We start from the raw sequence: 21,955 nt of genomic DNA, 5'->3' as shown, positions 1-21,955 counted from the left end.
CACCTACCGTGACGGCATGGACCCCTCCGCGGTCTGGCGGGACCGGCAGCACCGGTGGCGGATCGAGGCGTACCGGGCGCCGGACCTGCGGTTCGCCGTCTACGCGACGAACGGCACCACCGAGTCCGCGCCGCTGTGGCTGTTCGGCATGTCGGCGCTGGCCCGGTGGCTGATGAGCCACAAGATCTCCCTCGACGACCTGGAGGTCGACTGAGGAGTCCCCCGAGTGGGCGACAAATCCGGCTAACCCGCCATACCGGTACCTGGTTGCGTACCGTGCCAGCTGTGAAGGACCGAGGCATCCGGAAGTTCGTCGCGGTGCTCGCCGGCCTCGCCGTGATCTACTTCGGCACCACGGGCCGGTCCCCGGAGGAGGGGCGCGGCCTCTCCGGCGGGCTGGTGGTGCTGGCGCTGCTGGCGTCGCTGCTGGTGTGGTACCTGACCAAACCCGGCGGTGACGCGGCGAAGTGACGGCGCTCAGCGGGCCGCCACGCCACGGCTGATCTGCCCGGCAGACTCCTCGCCGAGGGCGACCCGCACCAGCGCCGAGGCGAGCCGGCCGAAGTCGACGTCGTCGACGAGCCGGGCGAGCCGGTCCGTGCTGGCGGGCAGACCGAGTCGCCGCGCGCCGGCCACCGCCCGCCGGTCGGCGTACGGGCGCACCTGCGGCCAGACCGACTGCACCTCGCGCAGGAAGATGTCCGCGCCGGTGGGTCCGATCCCGGGAAACTCGGTGAGCAGCCGACGCAACTGCGCCGGCTCACCGGCCGCCTCCCGGTGCAACCGCCGCAGGTCGCCGTGCCAGCGCTCCAGGCAGAGCCGGGCGCCCGAGCCGAGCATGGTGGCGGTCCGCTCGTCGTAGCGGCGGTAGTGTCCGCGCCCCAGCGCGTCGACCCGTTCCTGCCAACTGGCGGCCTCCATGGCCTGCGGGGTGCGGTAGCCGGCCGCGAAGAGTTCCCGGGCCGCCGCCACCCCCACCTGCGCCCGGATCCGGGTGCTGAGCAACGTGACCAGCACCAGCAGCTGGTACAGCGGCGCCGGTCGGTCAGCCAGCGCGATGCCGGCCTCCTCGGCGTACGTGCGGCGGGTCAGCAGAGACCGCGCCAGCGCCCGTTGGTCACCCATCCTCGGGGTGTACCCGCCGACGATCTGGTTAGCCCTCGCCGTGGTCACCGCGCCGGAATGCCGCCGACGGGGGCGGGTAAGCCGCGGGTGACGCGGCGCCGCGCCGCGCACGGGCGAAGGGAGACGACCGTGACGAACCCGCAGCAGCAGGAACTCCGGCGTAACGCCCTCGGTGACACCAGCCAGGACAACAAGGGCCCCGACCCGGCCGGCCATCCCCGCAACCGTGGCTCGTCGCCCGGGGACACCGGCCGCCCGGTGCCGCACGGCCAGGTGTCACCGTACGGACCCAGTGGTCGACCGGTCGCCGACGACGACAGCGACCGTTAGTCGGAGCCGCCAGTCGACGGCCGCAGCCGGTTCCAGGTGGCTGCGGCCGTCAGCCCGAAGGTGAGGTGCGGGACAATGTCGGCGAGCCAGTCGACGCGCCGCCAGGTGCGCGGGTCGGTGACGCCGAGCAGGGTCAGCGACCCGTCCGACAGGGTCATCAGGCCCCCACCGAGCAGCGTGGCCGCGCGCAGCAACGGCTGCCGGCGGCCCCGGGCCAGCAGTGCGAAGCCGACCGTCGCGGCCGCGCCGAGCCCGTAGCCCAGCAGGGCGCCGAGGCCGCTGCGCCGGTTGTCCGCCTGCTGCGGCGGCCCCAGCGACAGGTGGACGGCGCCGGCCAGTTTCCCGGCGCTCTGCTCGGGCGTCTGGCTGGCCGGTCGGGCCCGGGCCGTCATGTCCAGGTAGGTGACGATGTTGAGCGCGGCGGTGCCGACGGCCCCGGCGATGAGGCCGTCGGTCAGGTCGGCGGTCCTCACTTCTTCGGATCCCCGGGCTCGCGGTTTCCCTTGGGCCCATAGGCGCGTTCGCCCCGCACGACGCCGCGCCGGCCCCGATCCTCCCGCAGGATCCGGTTGGCCGCCTCGTCGGCCTTCTGGTCCGGCGTGCGCCGGCCCGAGCCGTCGATGGCGTTGCGCAGGCGGGCACGCTGCTTGTCGTAGGCGTTGCTGCCGGGCCGAGGTCCTGGCATGGCTGTCTCCCCCTGATCGTCGCCGGTGGCGTCGGTGACCCCCTTGGGTCGTCGCCGGTGGCGTCGGTGACCTCTCTGGTCGTCGCCGGTGGCGTACGCGGCCCGTCTACCCGCCTGGGCCGCCGTCAACCGTGCCGGCCGGTCACCGGGGGCCGCGTACCACCGCGACCGGACAGTGGCTGTGGTGCAGCATCGACTGGCTCACCGAACCCAGCAGCAACCCGGTCACCTCACCACGCCCCTGCCCCCCGACCACCAGCAGTTGCGCCTGGCGGGACGCGTCGGTGAGCACCCGGGCGGCCCGACCTCGCACCGACGTCCGGGTGATCGGCACCTCCGGGTACCGCTCGGTCAGCCCGGCGATGGACTCGGCCACCGCACGGTCCTCGTCGTCGCGCAACTCGGACTCGTCGTACACCAGCGGCTGCATGTCACCCGGGCCGGTGGACACCGGGTGCCGGTAGGCGTGCAGGGCGTGCACCGCGGCGCCGCGCAGGGCGGCCTCGTCGACGGCGAACTCCACGGCCCGGCGGGACGACTCGGAACCGTCCACCCCGACCACCACCGCACCGTCGGGGTGCTGCGCGCCGCGCGCCACCAGCACCGGACAATCGGCGTACGCGGCCAACTTCACCGTGACCGAGCCGAGCAGCAGCGCGGCGAAACCGCCGGCACCGCGGTCACCGAGGACCATCAGCGCCGCGCTGGGTGCCTCGGCGAGCAGCACGGCCGTGGCCTCACCGTCGATTATCTCGCCGGTGACCCGCAGTCCCGGCGCGGTCGCCTCGGCCTCGTCGACCGCGTCGGCGACCATCCGTTCCGCTCGCGCCCGCAGGCCCCCGCCGGGGGCGCTCTCCGTGGCCGGCCGGACGGGGGAGTGCAGCGTCGGCCAGATGAAGGCGTGCACCACCCGCAGCGGGCGGTCGCGGCGGGCCGCGGTCGCGGCGGCCAGTCGTACGGCGGCGCGGGCGGGCTCGGAGTCGTCCACGCCGACGACCACCGCCGCGCCGCTGACCGAGTCCACCGTCGCCTCCTGTGCTGGGCCCGCCGTCGGGACCGGTTTGGGTCAGTATCGCCGCCCCCGGGGGCCAGCGGGGCGATACCGGCGAGCGACGTGCTGTCGGTACGCTGGCGGCTGGGGAAGGAGCGTCGTCGATGGTGGAGCCCGACCAGCCCAGTACCGCACGGATGATCGATTTCTGGCTCGGCGGGGCGCACCACTATCCGGTGGACGTGGCCGCCGCCCGCGCCTTCGAGCAGGCGTACGGACCGTGCGCTCCGGTCTTCCGGGCGCTGCGCGCCTTTCTCGGCCGTGCGGTACGGGCGATCGCCGCCACCGGTGTGGACGGATTCCTGGTGTTCGGCGCCGGGGTGCCGACGATGGGCAACGTGCACGAGGTGGCGCCCGACGCGACGGTCCTCTACACCGACGTGGACCCGGTGACCATCCGTCTCGGGCAGCGCATCCTGGCCGGCAGCGACCGGGCGGGCTACGGCTTCGGTGACGCCACCGACATCGGCACCGTCGACCCGGCGCTGCTGCACCGGTTCGTGCCGGGCTGGGGGCGTCGGCCGGTCGGGGTGGTCTTCCTCGGCCTGGCGGCGTTCCTCGACGACGACACTCTCGCCCGCACGCTGGACGAGCTGTACACGGCGGCGGCGCCGGGCAGCCACCTGGCGATCGACTTCGACACCGAGGAACTCGCCGCGTATCCGCAGGCGCTGGCGATGATGGGGCCGGCGTTCCGGATGCGTCCGCCGGCCGCGTTCGGCCCGTTGCTCGGCCGGTGGCAGCCAACCCGGGACGGGATCGTGCCGGTGACCCACTGGCGACCGGAGGGACAGCCGGTGGAGGTGCCGGACGCGTTTCACGGCGCCGTCGCCGTGCGGTCGGTCGGGTGACCACGGGCGAAACCACCTCCGTATGATGCTTGCCCCAGAGCAAGTAATCTTCGGAGGATGGTCATGGCGGATGCGCCCACGGGGATTTCCCGCGCCCTGCGCGAGGCCCCGCCCGACCGCGTGGTCGAGGCCGCTGACGTGGCCATCCGGTCGGCGCTCGGCGCGTCGGGCACCATCGTGTTCGTTGCCGACTACCGGATCAGCGGGCTGTGGCCGGTGCTCGACTCCCGCCAGCCCGCCGTGGCGGCCTCGGAGGTTCAGGGTACGGTGCAGCGCTGCTTCAGCAGCCAGCAGCCGGTCCGGGAGTCCGGTGAGGACGGGCGGTGCCGCATCTACGTTCCGCTGACGGTGTGGGGCGAGCGGTTGGGCGTGCTCATGGTCGAGTTGGCCGGGTCACCGACGGAGTCGGTGGTGCGCGAGGCGGTCGACATCGCCGGGGACATGGCCATGGCGCTGCGTGCGGCCGACCGGGAAACCGACCGCTACCGGCGGGCCCGGCGGCGGGAGCGGCTGAGCATGGCCGCCGAGTTGCAGTGGGAACTGCTGCCGGGGCGCAGTGTCAGCCATGACTCCTTCCAACTGGCGGGCCAGCTGGAACCGGCGTACACGGTGGGTGGCGACCACTTCGACTGGTCGCTGGACGAGGGCCGGCTGACCGTCACCGTCCTCAACGGCGACGGTATCGGGCTCACCGCCGCCCTGTTGACGGCGGTGACGGTCAATGCGATGCGTAACGCCCGCCGCTCCGGTGGCGGTCTGGTGGAACAGGCCGAGCTGGCCTGCGACACGGTCTACTACCAACATCGGGGGCACCGGCACGTGGCGACGTTGCTGCTCGAACTGGACTGTGTCACCGGGCGGGTGCGGGCGGTGGACGCCGGCTCGCCGCATCTGGTGCGGGTGCGCGGCGGCGCCGTCTCCCGGGTCGCTCTCGAGCAGCAGCTTCCGCTGGGGATGTTCGGCGAGACCCGTTATGACCTGCAGGAGTTCGACCTCGACCCGGGGGACCGGTTGTTCATCGTCTCCGACGGGGTGTGGGCGGCCGATCCGAGCGGCCGGGAGACGTACGGCGAGCGGGCGATGGCCCGGGCGATGCGGGCCACGCGGTTACAGCCGCCGACCGAGGCGGTTGGTACGGTGATGCGCGAGTTGCAGACCTTCCACGCGGACACCGATCTGCGGGACGACGCGGTCGTCGTCTGCCTGGACTGGCGCGGCTCGGCCGGCCGGGAACAGGGTTGACCGACCCGGCCAGCGGATCGGGGCAGGACCAGCGGGACAATCGCAGGGGACATCGCGTGGAGCGACCGGATCTCACCGCGGCGATCGACGCGGCCGCCGAGACGCTGGTGGGCGTGCTCGACTCGGCCGTTTCCCGGCACCGGCTCTCGGTGTCGCCGACCCAGCTGCGGGTGCTGTCCCTGCTGAGTATCCGTCCGGAGATCAACGTCAACGGGCTGGCCGCGCTGCTGGACGTGGTCCCGTCCTCGGCCAGTCGGCTCTGTGACCGGCTGGAGGCGATCGGGTTGGTGCGCCGGACGGCCGACCCGCGCGACCGTCGGGAGGTGCGCCTCGTCCCGACAGCGGCGGCCGAGGTGCTGTTGGCCGAGGTGCGGTCACGCCGGCACGAGGCGGTGCGGGCCGTACTCGAACGGATGCCGGCCCGAGGGCAGCAGGACCTGCTCGGGGCGCTGGTGGCGTTCGGGCGGGCGGCGACGATGTCGGGCGGCGCGAGCGCCGCTGTCCACCGCACCGGAATTCACTTCGACTAGTGTCCTAGGACGCCTTGCGCGCAGTGACACCCGTCACAGTCGCATCAGCGAACGGCCGGCACGAGCCTGCTGGGCAGCAAAACCAGAACAGCAGCCCGCTATAGTGGCAGCGCATTCGACCGGCCCGTGATCATCGACGATGGACGGCGGGTCAGGGGACGGATCCCGCAGGGGATCACAGGGGGCGCCGGCAGCAGCCGGCTGGACACGCGTACGACGCCGCACGGCGGACCTGGTCCGCGGTGCCCGAGCGCGTCGCGGAGGAGGTTCGGTGTCGGGTCGGGCGGCTCGGGAGGAGCAACCGCAGGCCCGCGACGGCGATGGCCGGGGACCGGACGATCGGGTGCTCACCTGGCCGAACCTGATCAGCTTCGTCCGCCTGCTGGGTGTTCCCCTCTTCCTCTTCCTGTTCCTGGTGGCGCGCGCCGACGCTGCCGCGATCGTGGTGTTGGCCGTCGGTGGCACCAGCGACTGGGTGGACGGCTGGATCGCCCGGCGGCTGGGTCAGGTCAGCCGGCTGGGCGAGTTGCTCGACCCGCTCGCCGACCGGCTCTACATCCTCGCCACCCTGGTGGCGTTCACCGCCCGCGAAGTGGTGCCGTGGCAGTTCACCGCCGCGCTGTTGGCGCGGGAAGTGCTGCTGCTGGGTTCACTCGGGGTGCTGCGGCGACACGGCTACGGGCCGCCGCCGGTGCATTACGTCGGTAAGACGGCTACCTTCCTGCTGCTGGCCGCTTTTCCGATCCTGCTGCTGGCCGCGGTGGTGCCGGCAGCCGCAACGGTGGCCGGTGCGATCGGCTGGGCGTTGGCGTGGTGGGGTCTGGTGCTCTACTGGGTCGCTGGCGCGCTGTACGTGATTCAGGCCCGGCAGTTGGTTCGTGCGGTACGCGGTCGGCAGGGAGCGGCGGCATGAGTGACGATCAGAGCCGGCGTGGGCCGAGGGCCTTCACCCCGGATTTCCTTACCGAGTTGTTCCGTAACCCGTTGGATCCGGGTTACTCCGACGCGGCGGCCCGGCGGGCGGAGACCGGCCGGGCGGCGCGGTCGGGCTGGTCGGTGGGGCCGGTCGGCCTGGTGGTGATCGTGCTGCTCGGTTTCCTGTTCGCGGTGGCCTACCGGCAGACCATGGCCGAGGAGCCAGGGCGTGCGCAGGCCCGTTCCGGCCTGGTGGCGCAGATCAAGCAGCGGCAGGGTGAGACCGACGCCTTGTCGAGCCGGGCCGAGGAACTGCGCGAGGAGGTCAACCGGCAGCGGGAGGCCGCGTTGGGTGGTTCCCGCGCGGCCCGGTTGCGGGAGCTGGAGGCGAGTACCGGCCTGGGGCGGGTGCGCGGTGACGGTGTGGTGGTGGAGTTGGCGGACGCGCCAGGTGGCCTGGATGCGCTCGGCGGCGGCGACGCCGGTCCCGCTCAGGTGATCTATCTCGATCTGCAGAGCGTGGCGAACGACCTGTGGGGGGCCGGCGCCGAGGCGATCGCGATCAACGGGCAGCGGTTGACGTCGACGTCGACGATCCGTTCCGCGGGTCAGGCGATCCTGGTGGACTTCCGGCCGGTCACCGGTCCGTACGAGGTGAGCGCGATCGGGCCGGGTGGCATGCGGGAGCGGTACGAGGCCAGCGGGAGCGCGTTGACGATGCGCCAGGTGGCGAAGGTGACGGGGTTGTCGTTCGCGGTGCGGGACGCCGATGACCTCACGCTGCCGGCTGCTCCGGAGCCGCGGCTACGCTACGCGGAGCCCGCGGTGAGTCCGAGTGTGTCGTCGTCGGGCGATGACGAGTCGTCCGGCTCGGGTACGTCCCCCAGTCCCTCCGGAGGTGGTCGATGATCGCGGTGCTGGCCCTGTTGGCCGGGGTGCTGCTCGGGCTGTGGCTTGATCCCACGGTGCCGGCGGCATTGCAGCCGTACCTGCCGATCGCGGTGGTGGCCGCGTTGGACGCGGTGTTCGGTGGGGTGCGGGCGAAGCTGGACCGCATCTTCGACGACAAGCAGTTCGTGGTGTCGTTCATCTCGAACGTGCTGGTGGCTGCGTTGATCGTGTATCTGGGTGACCAGTTGGGGGTGGGTGGTCAGTTGTCCACCGGTGTGGTGGTCGTGTTGGGGGTTCGTATCTTCGGCAACGTGGCGGCGATCCGTCGGCACCTGTTCCGGGCGTAGGTTTGTGGCGTGAGTGACGAGCACACGCAGACGGGTACGGGGTGGCCGCAGCCGGCGGAGCCGGCGCGGCCGGATGGCCCGGCGGGGGAGCCGGATCCGCGTCCGGAGGCGCCGGATCCGGACGAGTTGAGTCCGTTGTCGCCGCAGGAGCGCCCGTCGGGAGAGGACGAGGATCCGTCGCCGGCGCCGGACGAGGCGGGGCCGGACGAGGGGGTTGCCGCGGCGGGCCCGGCTGCGGTGGTGTCGCCGTGGCGGCGGTTCAGCTCGGCGGCGGTGATGATCATGGTGTTGCTGGGGCTGTTGGGGTTCACCCTGGCCGTGCAGTTGAAGATGACGTCGACGGATTCGTCGTTGGCGGCGGCGCGGCAGGAGGACCTGGTTCGGATCCTGTACGACCTGGAGGCGCGGGAGATCCGGTTGCGGCAGGACATCGCCGCGTTGGAGGAGAGTCAGCGGCAGTTGCGTTCGGGTGAGCAGGGGCGTCAGGCCGCGTTGGAGGAGGCGACCCGGCGGGCGGACGAGTTGGGCATCCTGGCGGGTACGTTGCCGGCGCGGGGCCCGGGTCTGACGGTGCGGTTCCAGGCGGGGGCGAAGCCGATCTCGGCGGTGCGGGTGCTGGATGCGGTGCAGGAGTTGCGGGGTGCCGGGGCGGAGGCGATGCAGATCTCCGGTGGTGACCAGGCGACGGTGCGGATCGTGGCGTCGACGTATTTCCTCAACGGGGAGAACGGGGCGTTGATCGTGGACGGGCGTCCGTTGACGGGGCCGTTCACCATCACGGTGCTGGGTGACCCGGCGACGATGCGTACGGCGCTCAACATTCCTGGTGGGGTGGTGGCGTCGGTGGCCGGTGACGGCGGTAACGTGATCGTTGAGGAGCGTGAGGTTGCCGAGGTCTCGGCGCTGCACGATCCCCGCCCGCTGGAACATGCTCGTCCGGTCTCCTGAAGGTCGGCGGGCCGGCACCGGTTGGTCCGGTGTCGCGATGGATGAGGACGCTGCTGGTGATTCCTGAGGACCTGCGTTACACCGCCGAGCACGAGTGGGTGGCTGCCGCGGACGGTGGGGCCGTCCGGGTGGGCATCACTCATTTCGCGCAGGATGCGCTCGGCGACATCGTGTATGTGCAGTTGCCGGAGGCGGGTGCGACGGTGGCGGCCGGTGAGTCGTTGGGTGAGATCGAGTCGACCAAGAGTGTGTCGGAGTTGTACGCGCCGGTGGCCGGTATGGTGTCGGCGCGCAACGAGGCGTTGGTTGACACCCCCGAGGTGATCAACTCTGACCCGTACGGTGCGGGTTGGTTGGTGGAGATCACTGCGGTGGACGCGGCGGCGGTGGATGGTCTGTTGAGTGCGGCCGCGTATCGCGAGTTGACCGAGAGCTGAGCTTTTTGCTGTGCGGGCGGGGCGGTGTCTGCCGCGCGTCCGGTTGCCCTGTTTTTCGGCGCTGGCTAGGCTCGCCCAGTCGACCGAGAACCCATTAGTTGAGCGTCGCGGACAGCCTTTCGGGGCACGGAGAGCCAGCCGCCGGGTGGATGAGAGCCCGGCGGCCAGACCCGCCGTCACCCGACGCCGACCGAAACAGATTCCGTGAGGTGGTCCCCATGACTCGCCCAGGCGACGAGTTCCCCCCGCTCGACGTCACGTCGACGCTCAATCTCGGTTCGCTCGAGGAAGCGCTGGAGGGGCCGGACACCGATGTGGTGCCGAGCCGGATGTCCGGTTCGCTGCCGCCGGGGATGGCGCTGCTGGTGGTCCGGCGGGGGCCGAACGCGGGTGCCCGGTTCCTGTTGGATCACGATGTGACGACCAGTGGGCGGCATCCGGACAGTGACATTTTCCTCGACGATGTGACGGTGTCGCGTCGGCACGCGGAGTTCCACCGGGATGGTGGGACGTTCACGGTGCGGGACGTGGGCAGTTTGAACGGCACGTACGTGAACCGGGAGCGGGTCGAGGCGGCGACCTTGAGCAACGGTGACGAGGTGCAGATCGGCAAGTTCCGGGTGGTGTTCATCGCCGGTCCGCGCCCGGAGGGTGAGGCCGGCCGGGGGTGAACGAGCCTGCGGCCTCCAGGCCGTCCGGGGTGGGTGGCGCCCCGCCGTTGATGAGTATCGGCGAGGTGCTGGCCCAGTTGCGGGCGGATTTTCCGGACGTGACGATTTCGAAGTTGCGGTTTCTTGAGGCTGAGGGCCTGGTGGAGCCGCAGCGTACGGCGGCGGGTTACCGGAAGTACGGCTGGGACGATGTGGCGCGGCTGCGGTTCGTGCTGACGGCGCAGCGGGATCAGTATCTGCCGTTGCGGGTGATCCGTGAGCAGTTGGCGCGGTGGGACGCCGACGGTGAGGTGCCGGAGGGGTCGCGTCCGGCGTTGGTGGCGGTGGGCCCGGATGGTGAGGTGCCGGGTCGTGCCGCGGCGGGGTCGGTCGAGTCCGCGCAGGTCCGGTTGGATCGTGCCGAGTTGGTGGCGCGTAGTGGGCTGGACGAGTCGACGTTGGGTGAGTTGGAGCGGCTCGGGTTGGTGGTGTCGGATCCGCCGGGGTGGTATGACGGCGACGCGTTGATCATTGCGCGGGCGGTGGCGGGTCTGGCTGCGTACGGGTTCCAGCCGCGGCATCTGCGGGGTTATCGGACGGCGGCGGATCGCGAGGTCGGTTTGTTCGCGCAGTTGGTGGCGCCGTTGGTACGGCAGAGTGATCCGGCGGCGCGGGCGCGGGCGGCGGAGACGGCGCGGGAGTTGGTGGCGTTGTCTCAGCAGTTGCATGCGGCGTTGGTGCGGGTGGGGTTGCGTTCGACGTTGGGTCGGTGAGGTGCGTGTGCGTACTGATCGGCTGGTTGGTGAGTGGCGTAGGCTTGCGGGGGTAACCCCTCTTCTGGCGCGGGCGTGGGTGCGTGTAGCGCATGAGACGGCCGTGTCGCGGTCCGTGTACCGTGCAGAGAAGGGCGCGGTGCGGCGTAGGTGACAACGACACGGAGGCGGCGGTGCGCGAGCTGAGCGTGGTCGGGGTTCGGGTGGAGTTGCCCAGTAACCAGCCGATCGTCCTGCTCAGGGAGGTCGAGGGGGACCGCTATCTGCCGATCTGGATCGGCGCGGTCGAAGCGACGGCGATCGCTTATGAGCAGCAGGGTGTCAAGCCGGCGCGTCCGCTGACCCATGATCTTCTGCGGGATGTGTTGGCGGCGTTGAAGGCGCCGTTGCGGGCGGTGGAGATCACCGAGTTGAAGGAGAACGTGTTCTTCGCTGATCTGTTGATCGGTGATGGGGTGCGGGTTTCGGCTCGGCCGAGTGATTCGATCGCTCTGGCGTTGCGGGTGGGTGCGCCGATTCGTTGTGCGGAGCAGGTCCTCAGTGAGGCGGGGATCGTGATTCCCGACGAGCAGGAGGACGAGGTGGAGAAGTTCCGGGAGTTCCTGGAGCAGGTTCGCCCGGAGGATTTCGCCGGCTGAGTGTTCGGCCCTGCCGGTTCGGTGGGAAGGCCGTGTGGGCGGTGACTGTCGGTGATGGTGATGGTCATCGCTGTCGATGCGCGGCGTGTCGCGACGGTTTCTCCGTGGTAACTCCTGGCGGTCGCTATAGGGTTGCCGTGTCGAGGGGTGCGCGTCCCGGAAGCGGCGTGGCACCGCACTGACGGGGAGGTTGTCCGGATGTACGAGCCGCGGGATTCCGATCAGGGTGCGGTGTCGGGTGAGCCGGGTGGTGGGATGCCCGGGTCGGCAACTGACGGTGACGGTGCGGTGGGGTACCGGGGTGTGACGGCCTGCCATGCGGTGGGGATCAGCTACCGCCAGTTGGATTACTGGGCGCGTACGGCTCTGGTGGTGCCGAGTGTGCGGGACGCGTCGGGTTCCGGCACGCAGCGGTTGTACTCGTTTCGCGACCTGGTGGTGTTGAAGGTGGTGAAGCGGCTGCTGGACGCCGGGGTGTCGTTGCAGAACATCCGCAAGGCGATCGAGGCGTTGCGGTCGCGTGGGGTGGCGGACCTCGCCGGCATCACGTTGATCTCCGATGGGACGACGGTGTACGAGTGTCGTTCGCCGGAGGAGGTGGTCGACCTGTTGCAGGGCGGCCAGGGGGTGTTCGGCATCGCGATCGGTGGCGCGTTCAAGGAGATCCAGGGTTCGTTGTCGCATCTGCCGGCGGAGCCGGCGGCGGTGTCGGTGGAGCCGGGGTCGCCGGAGGTTGCCGAGGGTGGTGCGGTGGGCGACGAGTTGGCCGCGCGGCGGGCCCGGCGGCGGGCGGGTTGAGTCGTTCCACTGTGTCGTGGTGCGCTCGGGCGCGCCGCTGGTGATGGTCGGCCGGTGTCCGACCGCCGGGCCTGGGCCGATCACGTTGGGTGTGCGTCCGGTTGTCCTGGGGTGATGGCCCCGGGTGAGATTTGTGACTCTTCGTGTCTGGTTGTGGCCGGGATTCCGATGGGCCGGCGGTGACGGGACGGACGCGGCACGCTATCGTCCGACACGGTCTGCCGGCTGCCGCTGCCGTGGGGTGGTTCCGGTGTCGGCGGGTCGTCGTTGCGCGCGCTGACACCGCGCGTCCCCTCACGACGGAAGGAAACAACCGTGACGGTTACCGAGGAGACCGCTCCGGTCTCGCATTACGAGCGCATCGGCGGGGCGGCTTCGGTGAAGGCCGCTGTCGAGCTGTTCTACGACCGGGTGCTCGCGGATGAGGAGCTTGCCGGTTACTTCGCCGAGGTGGACATGGCGGGGCAGCGCCGGCATCTGGCGTTGATGCTGACGGTGGTGCTCGGTGGTCCGAACGAGTACACCGGCCGGGATCTGGCGTCGGCGCATCAGCCGTTGAACATTCCGGTGGCGCACTACGTCATGGTTGGTGAGCATCTGACGGCGACGTTGACGCAGCTGGGTGTGCCGGGTGACATCATCGCCGACGTGCAGGCGGTGCTGGCGCAGGTGCAGGACCAGGTGGTGGCCGGCGGGGACCAGGCGGGCGCCTGAGCGTGGACGTGCCCCGGCTCAAGCAGAGCTGGTCGCTGGTGGCCGCGCACGGCGACCAGGTGCCGCTCTACTTTTATTCGACGCTGTTCCTGGCGTATCCGGAGACCCGGCAGATGTTCCCGACGAACATGGCGGGTCAGCGGGATCGGCTGGTGAATGCGCTCGGTCACATCGTGTCCCAGGTGGACCAGGTGGACCGGTTGGTGGGTTTCCTGCAGGATCTCGGCGTCGACCACCGCAAGTTCGCGGTGCGGGCGGAGCATTACCCGGCGGTGGGGGAGGCGTTGCTGGCGACGTTGCGGCATTTTCTCGCCGACCAGTGGACCGACGAGTTGGCGCAGGACTGGACGGCGGCGTACGGGCTGGTGGCGCAGGTGATGTCCGAGGCGGCGCAGGCCGCTGAGACGGTGAGTCCACCGTGGTGGGTGGCGGAGGTGGTGGGGCACGAGCGGCGGGCGTTCGACGTGGCGGTGCTGACGTTGCGTCCGCAGTATCTGTTGCCGTTCACCGCGGGTCAGTCGATCGGGGTGTCGCATCCGGCGGTGCGGTCGTGGCGGTACTACTCGCCGGCGAACGCGCCGCGCCCGGACGGCACCGTCGAGTTGCATGTCCGGGCGGCGCCGGGCGGCGCGGTGTCGTCGCGGCTGGTGTACGGGTGTGCGGTGGGTGACCAGTTGCATCTGGCCGCCCCGGTGGGTGACGGGTTGACGTTGCGTCCGGCGGGTTCGGCGGATCTGCTGCTGCTGGCAGGTGGAACCGGTTGGGCTCCGCTGAAGGCGTTGGTGGAGCAGGTGGCGGCGGAGGGTTCCCGGCGTCGGGTCGACGTGTATGTGGGGGCGCGTTCGCGCAGCGAGTTCTACGACGGTGACGCGTTGGAGAAGTTGGTCGCCTCGTACTCCTGGTTGTCGGTGACGCAGGTGGTGGGGTTGGACCTGAACCGGCCGGGGGAGTTCGTGTATCCGGTGGACCGGGCGCTGGCCGACGGTGACTGGCGGTCCCGGCATGTGTACGTGTGTGGTTCCGACGACATGGTGTCGCACACGGTGGCGACCCTGACCCGGTCCGGTTTCCATGCCGGGCAGGTGCATCACGAGGGTCTGGGTAGGCACTGGTACGGCCCCTCGTGGCGGACGGCGGTGGGAGGCCCCGCTGTCTCTGACGATTCCGGAGGTGCCCGGTGAGTGAGCCTCGTGGCCGCGAGTGGCAGGCCGGTGCGGTGAGTGCGACCCCGGTCGGCAGGTACGACGGTGCGCAGGTCGCCGGTGGTGTGCAGGTGCGGATGACCGCCGACCGGGTGCGCCGGTGGGAGTTCGGGTCGTCGTCGTTCGGGCGTCGCGGTTACGACCAGAACGACGTGGACCGGTTCCGGGTGCAGGTGGCCGATGAGTTGGATCTGCTGTCGACGCAGGTGGCGAATCTGCGGGCGGAGAACGAGCGGCTCAACGACCATGTGGAGTTGCACCGGCACGGGGTGATTCCGAGTTCGGAGCCGACGGCGAAGGTGCCGGCGGCCAAGGAGGTGAATCTGCTCTCGGCGGCGCAGCGGGAGGCCGAGCAGATCATCGCCCAGGCGCACGACTACGCGCGGCGGGTCGCCGAGTACGCCCGTACCCAGTACGAGAGCTATGTGCGGGCGGCGGTGGAGGAGGCCCGTCAGGAGGCGGAGCGGGCGGTGCAGGACTACCACGTGGCGGCGGGGCCGACGTTCGACGACGGGGTGGCCGCGCGGGAGGCGCTGCGCATCTACGGCGAGATGATGATCTCGCACATGCAGGCGGCGGCGCGGCACCTGGACGACGGCAGTGAGCAGTTGTCCCGGACCATGGAGCGGATCGGCGCGCAGCCGGCGGCGGCCGGAGCGGCGGCGGCCCGGTCGTTGCCGCGGCATCAGCAGCGCTGACGCGGAAGCGCCGCGCGGTTCGGCGGTTGCCGTGGGTGCCGCGCCGCCGCCTGCATGTGCGAGATCATCATCTCGCCGTAGATGCGCAGCGCCTCCCGCGCGGCCACCCCGTCGTCGAACGTCGGCCCCGCCGCCGGCGCCGGGGGCGTTGGGCGCCAACGCCGGTGCTGGGGCACGATGGGTGGGTGCAGCAGCTGATCGAGCCGTTGGCGGGGCTGGTGGCCGCCGGTGGGGTGGTGGTGCTCAGCGGCGCCGGGTTGTCCACCGAGTCGGGTATTCCCGACTATCGGGGGCCCAGTGGTGTCGCCCGCCGGCACACTCCGATGACGTATCAGACGTTTCTGGCCGACGCGGTGGCGCGTCGGCGGTACTGGGCGCGCAGTCACCTGGGGTGGCGGTTGATCGCCGGGGCGGCGCCCAACGACGGTCACCGGGCGGTGGCGCGCCTGCAGCAGGGTGGGCTGGTGACGGGGATCATCACGCAGAACGTCGACGGGTTGCACTCGGCGGCCGGTAGCCGGGACGTGACGGAGTTGCACGGTCGGCTCGACGAGGTGGTCTGTCTGGGGTGTCGACGCCGTACGTCGCGGGCGGAGTTGGACGGGCGGCTGCGGGCGGCCAATCCCGGGTTCGTCGGGCAGGCCGCCGCGGTCAACCCGGACGGTGATGTGGATCTCGCTGACGCGCAGGTTGCGGCGTTCCGGACGGTCGACTGCCTGGCCTGCGGCGGGCTGCTCAAACCGGATGTGGTCTTCTTCGGCGAGACGGTGCCGGCGGCGCGGGTGCAGTCGTGTTTCGCAATGGTGGAGCAGGCCCGGCTGCTGCTGGTGCTGGGGTCGTCGTTGACGGTGATGTCGGGTCGCCGGTTCGTGTTGCGGGCGGCGAAGCGGGACGTGCCGGTGGTGATCGTCAACCAGGGGCCGACCCGCGGTGACGAGTACGCGTGCCTGCGGGTGGAGGCGCCGTTGGGGCGGCTGTTGCCGGTGTTGGCTGACCGGCTGCTCGGTGCCGGGCCGGCGGTGGGGTCGGCGACGTTGCCGGGGGTGCCGAGTCCGGTCGGCGGGTGAGCGGCGGGCAGGTCAGGGGCTTCGGTGCGGGCCGTCGGGCCCGCTGGTAGCGTTGATCGCGCCGGTAGCACCGACGTGGGAGAGACCGCCTGGCGACAGCCGGGGCGGCGCCGAAGGGGCAAATCCTCCCCGGAACCTCTCAGGCAGAAGGACCACGTCGGGTCAGGCACTGTGGAGCGCCCGCGGGGTGTGACAGAGGGGGAGGGCCGACCTGTCGACCCCCGCCCCTCGCAGGAGCGCCCATGACCACCGAGCAGTTCGCCGACCGTCACATCGGTCCCGGCCCCGACGACGAGCGCCGCATGTTGGACGCTGTCGGGTACGCCTCGATCGACGAGTTGATGGACGCGGCGATTCCCGAGGTGATTCGCTGGCACGGCCGGCTGGACCTGCCGCCACCGGCCAGCGAGCACGAGGCGCTGGCGGAGTTGCGGGCCTTGGCGGCCCGGAACACGGTCGCCGTATCCATGATCGGGTTGGGGTATCACGGCACCCACACCCCGGCGGTGATCCGCCGCAACGTGTTGGAGAATCCGGCCTGGTACACGGCGTACACGCCGTATCAGCCGGAGATCAGCCAGGGTCGGCTGGAGGCGCTGCTGAACTTTCAGACCATGGTGTCGGATCTGACCGGTCTGGCGACGGCGAACGCGTCGATGCTCGACGAGGCCACCGCGGCGGCGGAGGCGATGACTTTGGCGCGGCGGGCGTCGAAGAGCGGCAGCCGGGTGTACGTGGTCGACGCCGACGCCCTGCCGCAGACCATCGCGGTGATCGCCGGGCGGGCTGAGCCGCTCGGTATCGAGGTGCGGGTGCTGGACCTGGCCGTCGAGCCGTTGCCGGCGGAGTTCTTCGGTGTGCACCTGCAGTATCCGGGGGCGTCGGGGGCGGTGCGGGACCACGCCCCGCTGGTCGAGGCCGCGCACGCGGTCGGGGCGTTGGTGACGGTGGCGGCGGATCTGTTGGCGTTGACGGTGCTGCGGCCGCCGGGGGAGATCGGCGCGGACATCGCCGCCGGCACCACCCAGCGGTTCGGGGTGCCGATGGGCTTCGGTGGGCCGCACGCCGGCTACCTGGCGGTGCGGGCGGGTCTGGAACGGATGCTGCCGGGCCGGCTGGTCGGGGTGTCCCGGGACGCGGCCGGCGCGGCGGCGTACCGGTTGGCGTTGCAGACCCGGGAGCAGCACATCCGCCGGGAGAAGGCGACAAGCAACATCTGCACCGCGCAGGTGCTGCTGGCGGTGATGGCCGGCATGTACGCGGTGTATCACGGTCCGGACGGGCTGCGGGAGATCGCGGCCCGTACCCATCGGATGGCGGCCCGGTTGGCCGCCGGGTTGCGGGCCGGTGGGGTCGAGGTCGCCGACGTCGCGTTCTTCGACACGGTGACGGCGCGGGTGCCGGGCCGGGCCGGGCAGGTGGTCGCCGAGGCGCAGCGGCGTGGGGTGAATCTGCGGCTGGTCGACGCCGACCGGGTCGGTGTGTCCTGCGACGAGACCACCACGGTGGAGCAGGTGGCGGTGGTGTGGGCGGCGTTCGGTGTCGACGGTGTCGACGGTGAGGTGCCCGAGGTGTTGCCGGCCGGCCTGGCCCGCACCAGTGACTTCCTCACCCATCCGGTGTTCCGTACCCACCGGTCGGAGACGGCGATGCTGCGGTACCTGCGTCGGCTGGCGGATTTCGACTACGCCCTGGACCGGGGCATGATCCCGTTGGGGTCGTGCACGATGAAGCTGAACGCCACCACCGAGATGGAGCCGGTGAGCTGGGCCGAGTTCGCGAACATCCACCCGTTGGCTCCGGTGGAGCAGACCGCCGGCTACCGGGAGCTGGTCGGCCAGTTGGAGGGGTGGCTGGCCGAGGTCACCGGCTACGACGCGGTGAGTGTGCAGCCCAACGCCGGTTCCCAGGGCGAGCTGGCGGGGCTGTTGGCGATCCGCGCGTGGCATCGCAGCCGGGGCGAGCAGCACCGCGACGTGTGCCTGATCCCGTCGTCGGCGCACGGCACCAACGCGGCCAGCGCGGTGATGGCGGGGATGCGGGTGGTCGTGGTCGGCTGCGACACCGACGGCAACGTCGACCTGGTCGACCTGGACGCCAAGATCGACGCGCATCGGGACACCCTCGCGGCGATCATGGTGACGTATCCGTCGACGCACGGGGTGTACGAGACGGGTATCGCGTCGCTGTGCGCGAAGGTGCACGACGCCGGTGGGCAGGTGTACGTCGACGGGGCGAACCTCAACGCGCTTGTCGGGTTCGCCCGGCCGGGCCGGTTCGGGGCGGACGTGTCGCACCTGAACCTGCACAAGACGTTCTGCATTCCGCACGGCGGCGGTGGGCCGGGGGTGGGGCCGGTGGCGGTGCGGGCGCACCTGGCGCCGTTCCTGCCGGGTGATCCGGCCGGCGCGCCGGTCGACGGGCGGCCGGCGATCGCGGCGGCCCGGTACGGGTCGGCGGGGATCCTGCCGATCCCGTGGGCGTACCTGCGGATGATGGGCGCCGACGGCCTGGCGCGGGCGACCGGGGTGGCGGTGCTGGCGGCCAACTACGTGGCGGCGCGGCTGCGGGAGCACTTCCCGGTGCTGTACGCGGGCAACAAGGGCCTGGTCGCGCACGAGTGCATCCTGGATCTGCGGCCGGTGACGAAGGCGACCGGGGTGAGTGTCGACGATGTGGCCAAGCGGCTCATCGACTACGGGTTCCACGCGCCGACGATGTCGTTCCCGGTGGCGGGGACGTTGATGGTGGAGCCGACCGAGAGTGAGGACCTGGCCGAGCTGGACCGGTTCTGCGACGCGATGATCGCCATCCGGGCGGAGATCGACAAGGTGGGTTCGGGTGCGTGGCCGGCCGGGGACAATCCGCTCGCCAACGCGCCGCACACGGCGGAGATGGTCGGTGGTGACGACTGGCCGCACCCGTACCCGAGGTCGGTGGGCGCGTGGCCGGCGGGGGTGCAGCGGGCGGGGAAGTACTGGCCGCCGGTGCGTCGGGTCGACGGCGGGTACGGCGACCGGAACCTGGTCTGCTCGTGCCCGTCACCGCAGGCGTACGAGAGCTGACCGGGTCCGGTACCGCGCCGACCTGGTCGTGGCGGTCCCTGACCGGGGGACTAGCCTGGGTCGGCGCGGGAAAGACGTCGTGACGGATCGTGACGTCGCCTCAGGCGGCGAGCGCGTGTCGGGCGGGGCCTCGGTGCGGTGCGATGCTGCTGCCGTCGGGCAGCAGCTCGCCGGTGTCCTCGAAAACGATGACTCCGTTGCAGAGCAGGCTCCAGCCCTGTTCACGGAAGCAGGCGATGACCCTGGCGGCTTCCCGGTCGGTGGCTTCGGCGGAGGGACAGGTGGGTTGGTGCTGGCACATCGGGTTCTCCGGACTGTGGGGGCACTGTGTCATGGTTCACATGACCAGTGACGCACAGTACCAAGCGAAAGCGTGCCGCATCGAGCAGATGTACGCGTGGTGCGCGGGAAATCCGCTGAACGGATGAGCATGAACCGTCCAGACGTCGTGGAAGCGCTCCCACGGATGGTTGTCGATCCACCCGCCGTTCCCGCGCCCTGCCGCGGCCGGCTCGCCGAACACGCCCGCTGGCAGTGGCGCCCCGCCGACGGCGGCGACCCGGCCGCGTACGCCGAACAGTTCCTCGCCGAACACGGCCTGCACCTACACGACCTGGCCCGCCCGGCCCGCCCCCACCACCAGCACGGCATCTGCGGAGCCGCCCTCTACCTCTCCGCCGCCGCCGCGGCCCTGCTCGCCGGCGGCCCACCCGGCGCACCCAACCCCGCCGACCTGCCCGAGGTGGCCGTCGTCGTCTACGCCCACACCGAGGCCAGCACCACCCACCCCGGCCCACCACCACCCTGGTGGCACGGCACCTGGACCGAGAGCTGGACCCCCCGCCAGCACGCCGACGCGGTCACCGCGATCCGCCGCGCCATCGGCCACGGCGAGGTCTACCAGGTCAACCTCGTCGGCCACGCCAGCGCCCCCTACGCCGGCGACCCGCTGCCGGCCCTGACCCGCCTCGGCCGCCTCCCCGGCGCCCGCTACGGCGGCGTGCTCACCGGCCCCGGCTGGGCCATCGGCTGCGCCAGCCCGGAAACCCTCATCGAGGTACGCGACGGCACCCTCACCACCCGACCGATCAAAGGCACCCGCCCGGCCACCACCGCCGGCCACGCCGACCTGCTCGCCTCGGCCAAGGAACGCGCCGAACACATCATGATCGTCGACCTGGAACGCAACGACCTGGCCCGCGTCGCCCGCACCGGCAGCGTCCGCGTCGACGACCTGTTCGCCGTACGCCGCTGGTGCGACCTGTGGCAGGCCGAATCCACCATCCGCGCCGACATCGCCGACGGACTCGGCCTGGCCGACCTGCTCCGCGCCGTCTGCCCCGGCGGCTCGGTCACCGGCGCACCGAAACTCGCCGCCCTCGCCCACCTCGCCGCCCTCGAACCCGTCGGGCGTGGCGCCAGCATGGGCGCCCTCGGCTGGATCGGCCCCGACCACATCGACCTCGGCCTGACCATCCGCACCGCCGCCGTCGACGCCAACGCCCTGCACGTCTGGGCCGGCGGCGGCATCACCTGGGACAGCGACCCCGCCGCCGAGGTCGCCGAAGCCGCCGCCAAGACCACCCCGGTACGGGCCGCCCTCAGGTGAACCCGGCGCCCACCCTCCGCCACCGCCCGATAACCTTGCCGACATGACGATGCGGGACATCCGAATCATCGGCGACCCGGTGCTCCGCACCCCCAGCGAACCGGTCACCAGCTTCGACGCCGAGCTGCGCACCCTGGTCACCGACCTGATGGACACCCTGCTCGGCGCGCCCGGCCGCGCCGGCGTCGCCGCCCCCCAGATCGGCGTCAACGCCCAGGTCTTCGTCTACGACGCCGACGGCCACCGCGGCCACATGATCAACCCGACGCTGGAGCTGTCCACCGAACTCCAGGACGACGACGAGGGCTGCCTGTCCATCCCCGGGCTGTACTTCCCGACCCCCCGCGCCCTGCACGCCACCGCCCACGGCTACGACCAGCACGGCGAACCCCTCACCATCGCCGGCAGCGGCTTCCTCGCCCGGGCCCTGCAACACGAGGCCGACCACCTCGCCGGCCGCCTCTACGTCGACACCCTGCGCGGCGAAACCCGCCGCCGCGCCCTACGGGAGATCCGCGCCGGCCGCTTCGACTCCTCCCGCCGCGGCTGAACCAGCAAAAAACTGGTCGTATCCCAACTTCGCCACCAACGCCAGCACCACCACCAGCAGCACCACCCGCACGAACCCGGAACCGCGCCGCAACGCCATCCGCGCACCCACCGACGCCCCCGCGATGTTGCACACCGCCATCGCCGCGCCCAGCAGCCACCACACGTGCCCGGTCGCCGCGAACACCGCCAGCGCACCCGCGTTCGTGCCCGCGTTGACCACCTTCGCCATCGCCGAACCGTGCAGGAAGTCCGCACCCACCAGAGCAGTGAACGCCAACACCAGAAACGTGCCCGTACCCGGACCGATCAACCCGTCATACGCGGCGATGCCCACCCCGGCCACCAGCACCGCCACCACCACCCGCGGCCGGGTCCGCCGCTGCGGCACCGCCAGCACCCCCAACGCGGGACGCAGCACCACGAACAACGCCACCGACACCAGCACCACCAGCACCACCGGCCGGTACGCCGACGGCGGCACCGCCCCGGCCAACGCCGCACCCAGACCCGCACACACCACCGCCAACGCCGCCGCCGGCCCCGCCACCACCCAGTCGATCTTCGTACGGCGGGCGAACGTCACCGCCGCCGTCGACGTGCCGGCGATCGCCGCCAACTTGTTCGTCCCCAACGCCGTCGCCGGCGGGACCCCCGGAGCCGCCACCAGCAACGCCGGCAACAGCAGCAACCCGCCACCACCCACCACCGCGTCCACCCAACCCGCCAGGGCAGCGGCGGTCAGCAACGTCACCACGGTCACCGGGTCCAACTCCACGACCAGGGATTCTCCCCACCGACGCCCCGCCCACACCGCCGGCTGTGGCCAGCCTCACCGGC

At 71.5% G+C, this 21,955-nt stretch carries 29 protein-coding genes and 1 riboswitch; of the genes, 22 read left to right on the top strand and 7 right to left on the bottom strand.

The window, feature by feature from the left end; genetic code table 11:
• The first annotated feature begins 16 nt into the window (after nucleotides 1-16).
• Together KBX50_RS00640 and KBX50_RS00635 are read left to right on the top strand one after the other, a co-directional pair.
• Entirely contained in the window at nucleotides 17-214 is a 198-nt protein-coding gene (locus KBX50_RS00640; protein WP_093402430.1) for a hypothetical protein, read from the top strand.
• Between the two features lie 71 nt (nucleotides 215-285).
• Complete coding sequence (locus KBX50_RS00635; RefSeq protein WP_093402429.1) at nucleotides 286-471, top strand: hypothetical protein; 186 nt, start codon at nucleotides 286-288, stop codon at nucleotides 469-471.
• 6 nt (nucleotides 472-477) lie between these two features.
• Here KBX50_RS00635 and KBX50_RS00630 read toward each other — a convergent pair whose 3' ends face one another.
• The gene (locus KBX50_RS00630; RefSeq protein ID WP_210933653.1) at nucleotides 478-1,125 is read right to left on the bottom strand and encodes a hypothetical protein; all 648 of its coding nucleotides are present in this window, start codon (nucleotides 1,123-1,125) and stop codon (nucleotides 478-480) included.
• Between the two features lie 129 nt (nucleotides 1,126-1,254).
• Between KBX50_RS00630 and KBX50_RS00625 the strand changes: the two genes are divergently transcribed.
• The gene (locus KBX50_RS00625; protein ID WP_210933652.1) at nucleotides 1,255-1,455 is read left to right on the top strand and encodes a hypothetical protein; all 201 of its coding nucleotides are present in this window, start codon (nucleotides 1,255-1,257) and stop codon (nucleotides 1,453-1,455) included.
• On the opposite strand, the gene KBX50_RS00620 is transcribed toward KBX50_RS00625, so the two are convergent.
• From KBX50_RS00620 to KBX50_RS00610, 3 genes are all read right to left on the bottom strand, one after another.
• Nucleotides 1,452-1,928, bottom strand: a complete 477-nt coding sequence (locus KBX50_RS00620; RefSeq protein WP_210933651.1) for a hypothetical protein — start codon at nucleotides 1,926-1,928, stop codon at nucleotides 1,452-1,454. The two genes, KBX50_RS00625 and KBX50_RS00620, sit on opposite strands and share 4 nt — an antisense overlap.
• A complete protein-coding gene (locus tag KBX50_RS00615; protein ID WP_093402425.1) occupies nucleotides 1,925-2,140 on the bottom strand; it encodes a phosphatidylethanolamine-binding protein in 216 nt (71 codons plus the stop codon). The genes KBX50_RS00620 and KBX50_RS00615 overlap by 4 nt, the downstream gene beginning before the upstream one ends.
• A 142-nt stretch (nucleotides 2,141-2,282) precedes the next feature.
• Complete coding sequence (locus tag KBX50_RS00610) at nucleotides 2,283-3,164, bottom strand: universal stress protein (protein WP_210933649.1); 882 nt, start codon at nucleotides 3,162-3,164, stop codon at nucleotides 2,283-2,285.
• A 131-nt stretch (nucleotides 3,165-3,295) separates the two neighbouring features.
• On the opposite strand from KBX50_RS00610, the gene KBX50_RS00605 reads away from it, so the two are divergent.
• The 15 genes from KBX50_RS00605 (at nucleotide 3,296) to KBX50_RS33180 (ending at nucleotide 14,825) form a co-directional block, all read left to right on the top strand.
• Nucleotides 3,296-4,042, top strand: a complete 747-nt coding sequence (locus KBX50_RS00605) for an SAM-dependent methyltransferase (RefSeq protein WP_210933648.1) — start codon at nucleotides 3,296-3,298, stop codon at nucleotides 4,040-4,042.
• Between the two features lie 63 nt (nucleotides 4,043-4,105).
• On the top strand, nucleotides 4,106-5,284 hold the full coding sequence (locus KBX50_RS00600; protein WP_210933647.1) for a PP2C family protein-serine/threonine phosphatase: 1,179 nt from the start codon (nucleotides 4,106-4,108) through the stop codon (nucleotides 5,282-5,284).
• A 56-nt stretch (nucleotides 5,285-5,340) separates the two neighbouring features.
• On the top strand, nucleotides 5,341-5,814 hold the full coding sequence (locus KBX50_RS00595) for a MarR family transcriptional regulator (RefSeq protein WP_210933646.1): 474 nt from the start codon (nucleotides 5,341-5,343) through the stop codon (nucleotides 5,812-5,814).
• Nucleotides 5,815-6,085: 271 nt separating this feature from the next.
• Nucleotides 6,086-6,727 carry a CDP-alcohol phosphatidyltransferase family protein gene (locus KBX50_RS00590; protein WP_210933645.1) on the top strand — a complete coding sequence of 214 codons (642 nt, stop codon included), beginning with the start codon at nucleotides 6,086-6,088 and terminating at the stop codon, nucleotides 6,725-6,727.
• The gene (locus KBX50_RS00585) at nucleotides 6,724-7,638 is read left to right on the top strand and encodes a DUF881 domain-containing protein (RefSeq protein WP_210933644.1); all 915 of its coding nucleotides are present in this window, start codon (nucleotides 6,724-6,726) and stop codon (nucleotides 7,636-7,638) included. The genes KBX50_RS00590 and KBX50_RS00585 overlap by 4 nt, the downstream gene beginning before the upstream one ends.
• Nucleotides 7,635-7,967, top strand: a complete 333-nt coding sequence (locus KBX50_RS00580) for a small basic family protein (RefSeq protein ID WP_093402419.1) — start codon at nucleotides 7,635-7,637, stop codon at nucleotides 7,965-7,967. The genes KBX50_RS00585 and KBX50_RS00580 overlap by 4 nt, the downstream gene beginning before the upstream one ends.
• 9 nt (nucleotides 7,968-7,976) lie before the next feature.
• Nucleotides 7,977-8,915, top strand: coding sequence for a DUF881 domain-containing protein (locus KBX50_RS00575; RefSeq protein WP_210933641.1), 939 nt, complete (start codon nucleotides 7,977-7,979; stop codon nucleotides 8,913-8,915).
• Nucleotides 8,916-8,971: 56 nt separating this feature from the next.
• A complete protein-coding gene (gene gcvH / locus KBX50_RS00570) occupies nucleotides 8,972-9,352 on the top strand; it encodes a glycine cleavage system protein GcvH (RefSeq protein WP_210933639.1) in 381 nt (126 codons plus the stop codon).
• A 218-nt stretch (nucleotides 9,353-9,570) separates the two neighbouring features.
• Nucleotides 9,571-10,023, top strand: a complete 453-nt coding sequence (locus KBX50_RS00565; RefSeq protein ID WP_093402417.1) for an FHA domain-containing protein — start codon at nucleotides 9,571-9,573, stop codon at nucleotides 10,021-10,023.
• Between the two features lie 50 nt (nucleotides 10,024-10,073).
• Entirely contained in the window at nucleotides 10,074-10,775 is a 702-nt protein-coding gene (locus KBX50_RS00560) for a MerR family transcriptional regulator (RefSeq protein WP_210933637.1), read from the top strand.
• A gap of 173 nt (nucleotides 10,776-10,948) precedes the next feature.
• On the top strand, nucleotides 10,949-11,413 hold the full coding sequence (locus tag KBX50_RS00555; RefSeq protein WP_013733914.1) for a bifunctional nuclease family protein: 465 nt from the start codon (nucleotides 10,949-10,951) through the stop codon (nucleotides 11,411-11,413).
• A gap of 198 nt (nucleotides 11,414-11,611) precedes the next feature.
• The gene (locus tag KBX50_RS00550) at nucleotides 11,612-12,211 is read left to right on the top strand and encodes a MerR family transcriptional regulator (protein WP_210933635.1); all 600 of its coding nucleotides are present in this window, start codon (nucleotides 11,612-11,614) and stop codon (nucleotides 12,209-12,211) included.
• 315 nt (nucleotides 12,212-12,526) lie between these two features.
• On the top strand, nucleotides 12,527-12,925 hold the full coding sequence (locus tag KBX50_RS00545) for a group 1 truncated hemoglobin (protein ID WP_210933633.1): 399 nt from the start codon (nucleotides 12,527-12,529) through the stop codon (nucleotides 12,923-12,925).
• A gap of 2 nt (nucleotides 12,926-12,927) precedes the next feature.
• Nucleotides 12,928-14,106: a globin domain-containing protein gene (locus KBX50_RS00540; protein ID WP_210933631.1), complete on the top strand. Its 1,179-nt coding sequence runs from the start codon at nucleotides 12,928-12,930 to the stop codon at nucleotides 14,104-14,106.
• On the top strand, nucleotides 14,103-14,825 hold the full coding sequence (locus KBX50_RS33180; RefSeq protein WP_307870780.1) for a DivIVA domain-containing protein: 723 nt from the start codon (nucleotides 14,103-14,105) through the stop codon (nucleotides 14,823-14,825). Before KBX50_RS00540 ends, KBX50_RS33180 begins: the two co-directional genes overlap by 4 nt.
• Here the strand turns inward: KBX50_RS33180 and KBX50_RS00530 are convergent.
• A complete protein-coding gene (locus KBX50_RS00530; protein WP_210934422.1) occupies nucleotides 14,813-15,001 on the bottom strand; it encodes a hypothetical protein in 189 nt (62 codons plus the stop codon). The two genes, KBX50_RS33180 and KBX50_RS00530, sit on opposite strands and share 13 nt — an antisense overlap.
• Nucleotides 15,002-15,010: 9 nt before the next feature.
• Here KBX50_RS00530 and KBX50_RS00525 point away from each other — a divergent pair, with 9 nt between their 5' ends.
• Both KBX50_RS00525 and gcvP read left to right on the top strand, forming a co-directional pair.
• The gene (locus tag KBX50_RS00525) at nucleotides 15,011-15,892 is read left to right on the top strand and encodes an NAD-dependent protein deacetylase (RefSeq protein WP_210933629.1); all 882 of its coding nucleotides are present in this window, start codon (nucleotides 15,011-15,013) and stop codon (nucleotides 15,890-15,892) included.
• Nucleotides 15,893-15,958: 66 nt separating this feature from the next.
• Nucleotides 15,959-16,057: riboswitch (glycine riboswitch) on the top strand.
• 77 nt (nucleotides 16,058-16,134) lie between these two features.
• On the top strand, nucleotides 16,135-18,957 hold the full coding sequence (gene gcvP / locus KBX50_RS00520; RefSeq protein WP_210933627.1) for an aminomethyl-transferring glycine dehydrogenase: 2,823 nt from the start codon (nucleotides 16,135-16,137) through the stop codon (nucleotides 18,955-18,957).
• Nucleotides 18,958-19,057: 100 nt separating this feature from the next.
• Here the strand turns inward: gcvP and KBX50_RS00515 are convergent, their stop codons facing one another.
• Nucleotides 19,058-19,258, bottom strand: coding sequence for a DUF5999 family protein (locus KBX50_RS00515; RefSeq protein ID WP_093402410.1), 201 nt, complete (start codon nucleotides 19,256-19,258; stop codon nucleotides 19,058-19,060).
• A gap of 96 nt (nucleotides 19,259-19,354) precedes the next feature.
• On the opposite strand from KBX50_RS00515, the gene KBX50_RS00510 reads away from it, so the two are divergent.
• Complete coding sequence (locus KBX50_RS00510; protein ID WP_210933625.1) at nucleotides 19,355-20,566, top strand: chorismate-binding protein; 1,212 nt, start codon at nucleotides 19,355-19,357, stop codon at nucleotides 20,564-20,566.
• 43 nt (nucleotides 20,567-20,609) lie between these two features.
• Entirely contained in the window at nucleotides 20,610-21,116 is a 507-nt protein-coding gene (gene def, locus KBX50_RS00505) for a peptide deformylase (protein ID WP_210933623.1), read from the top strand.
• Here the strand turns inward: def and KBX50_RS00500 are convergent.
• On the bottom strand, nucleotides 21,069-21,893 hold the full coding sequence (locus KBX50_RS00500) for a TSUP family transporter (protein ID WP_307870779.1): 825 nt from the start codon (nucleotides 21,891-21,893) through the stop codon (nucleotides 21,069-21,071). The genes def and KBX50_RS00500 overlap by 48 nt on opposite strands.
• Between the last annotated feature and the right edge of the window lie 62 nt (nucleotides 21,894-21,955).

The organism is Micromonospora sp. C51 (assembly GCF_018070435.1).
Lineage (GTDB): Bacteria > Actinomycetota > Actinomycetes > Mycobacteriales > Micromonosporaceae > Micromonospora > Micromonospora sediminimaris.
The sequence above is the reverse complement of the archived record's forward strand: the minus strand, read 5'-3'. Positions and strand labels throughout refer to the sequence as shown.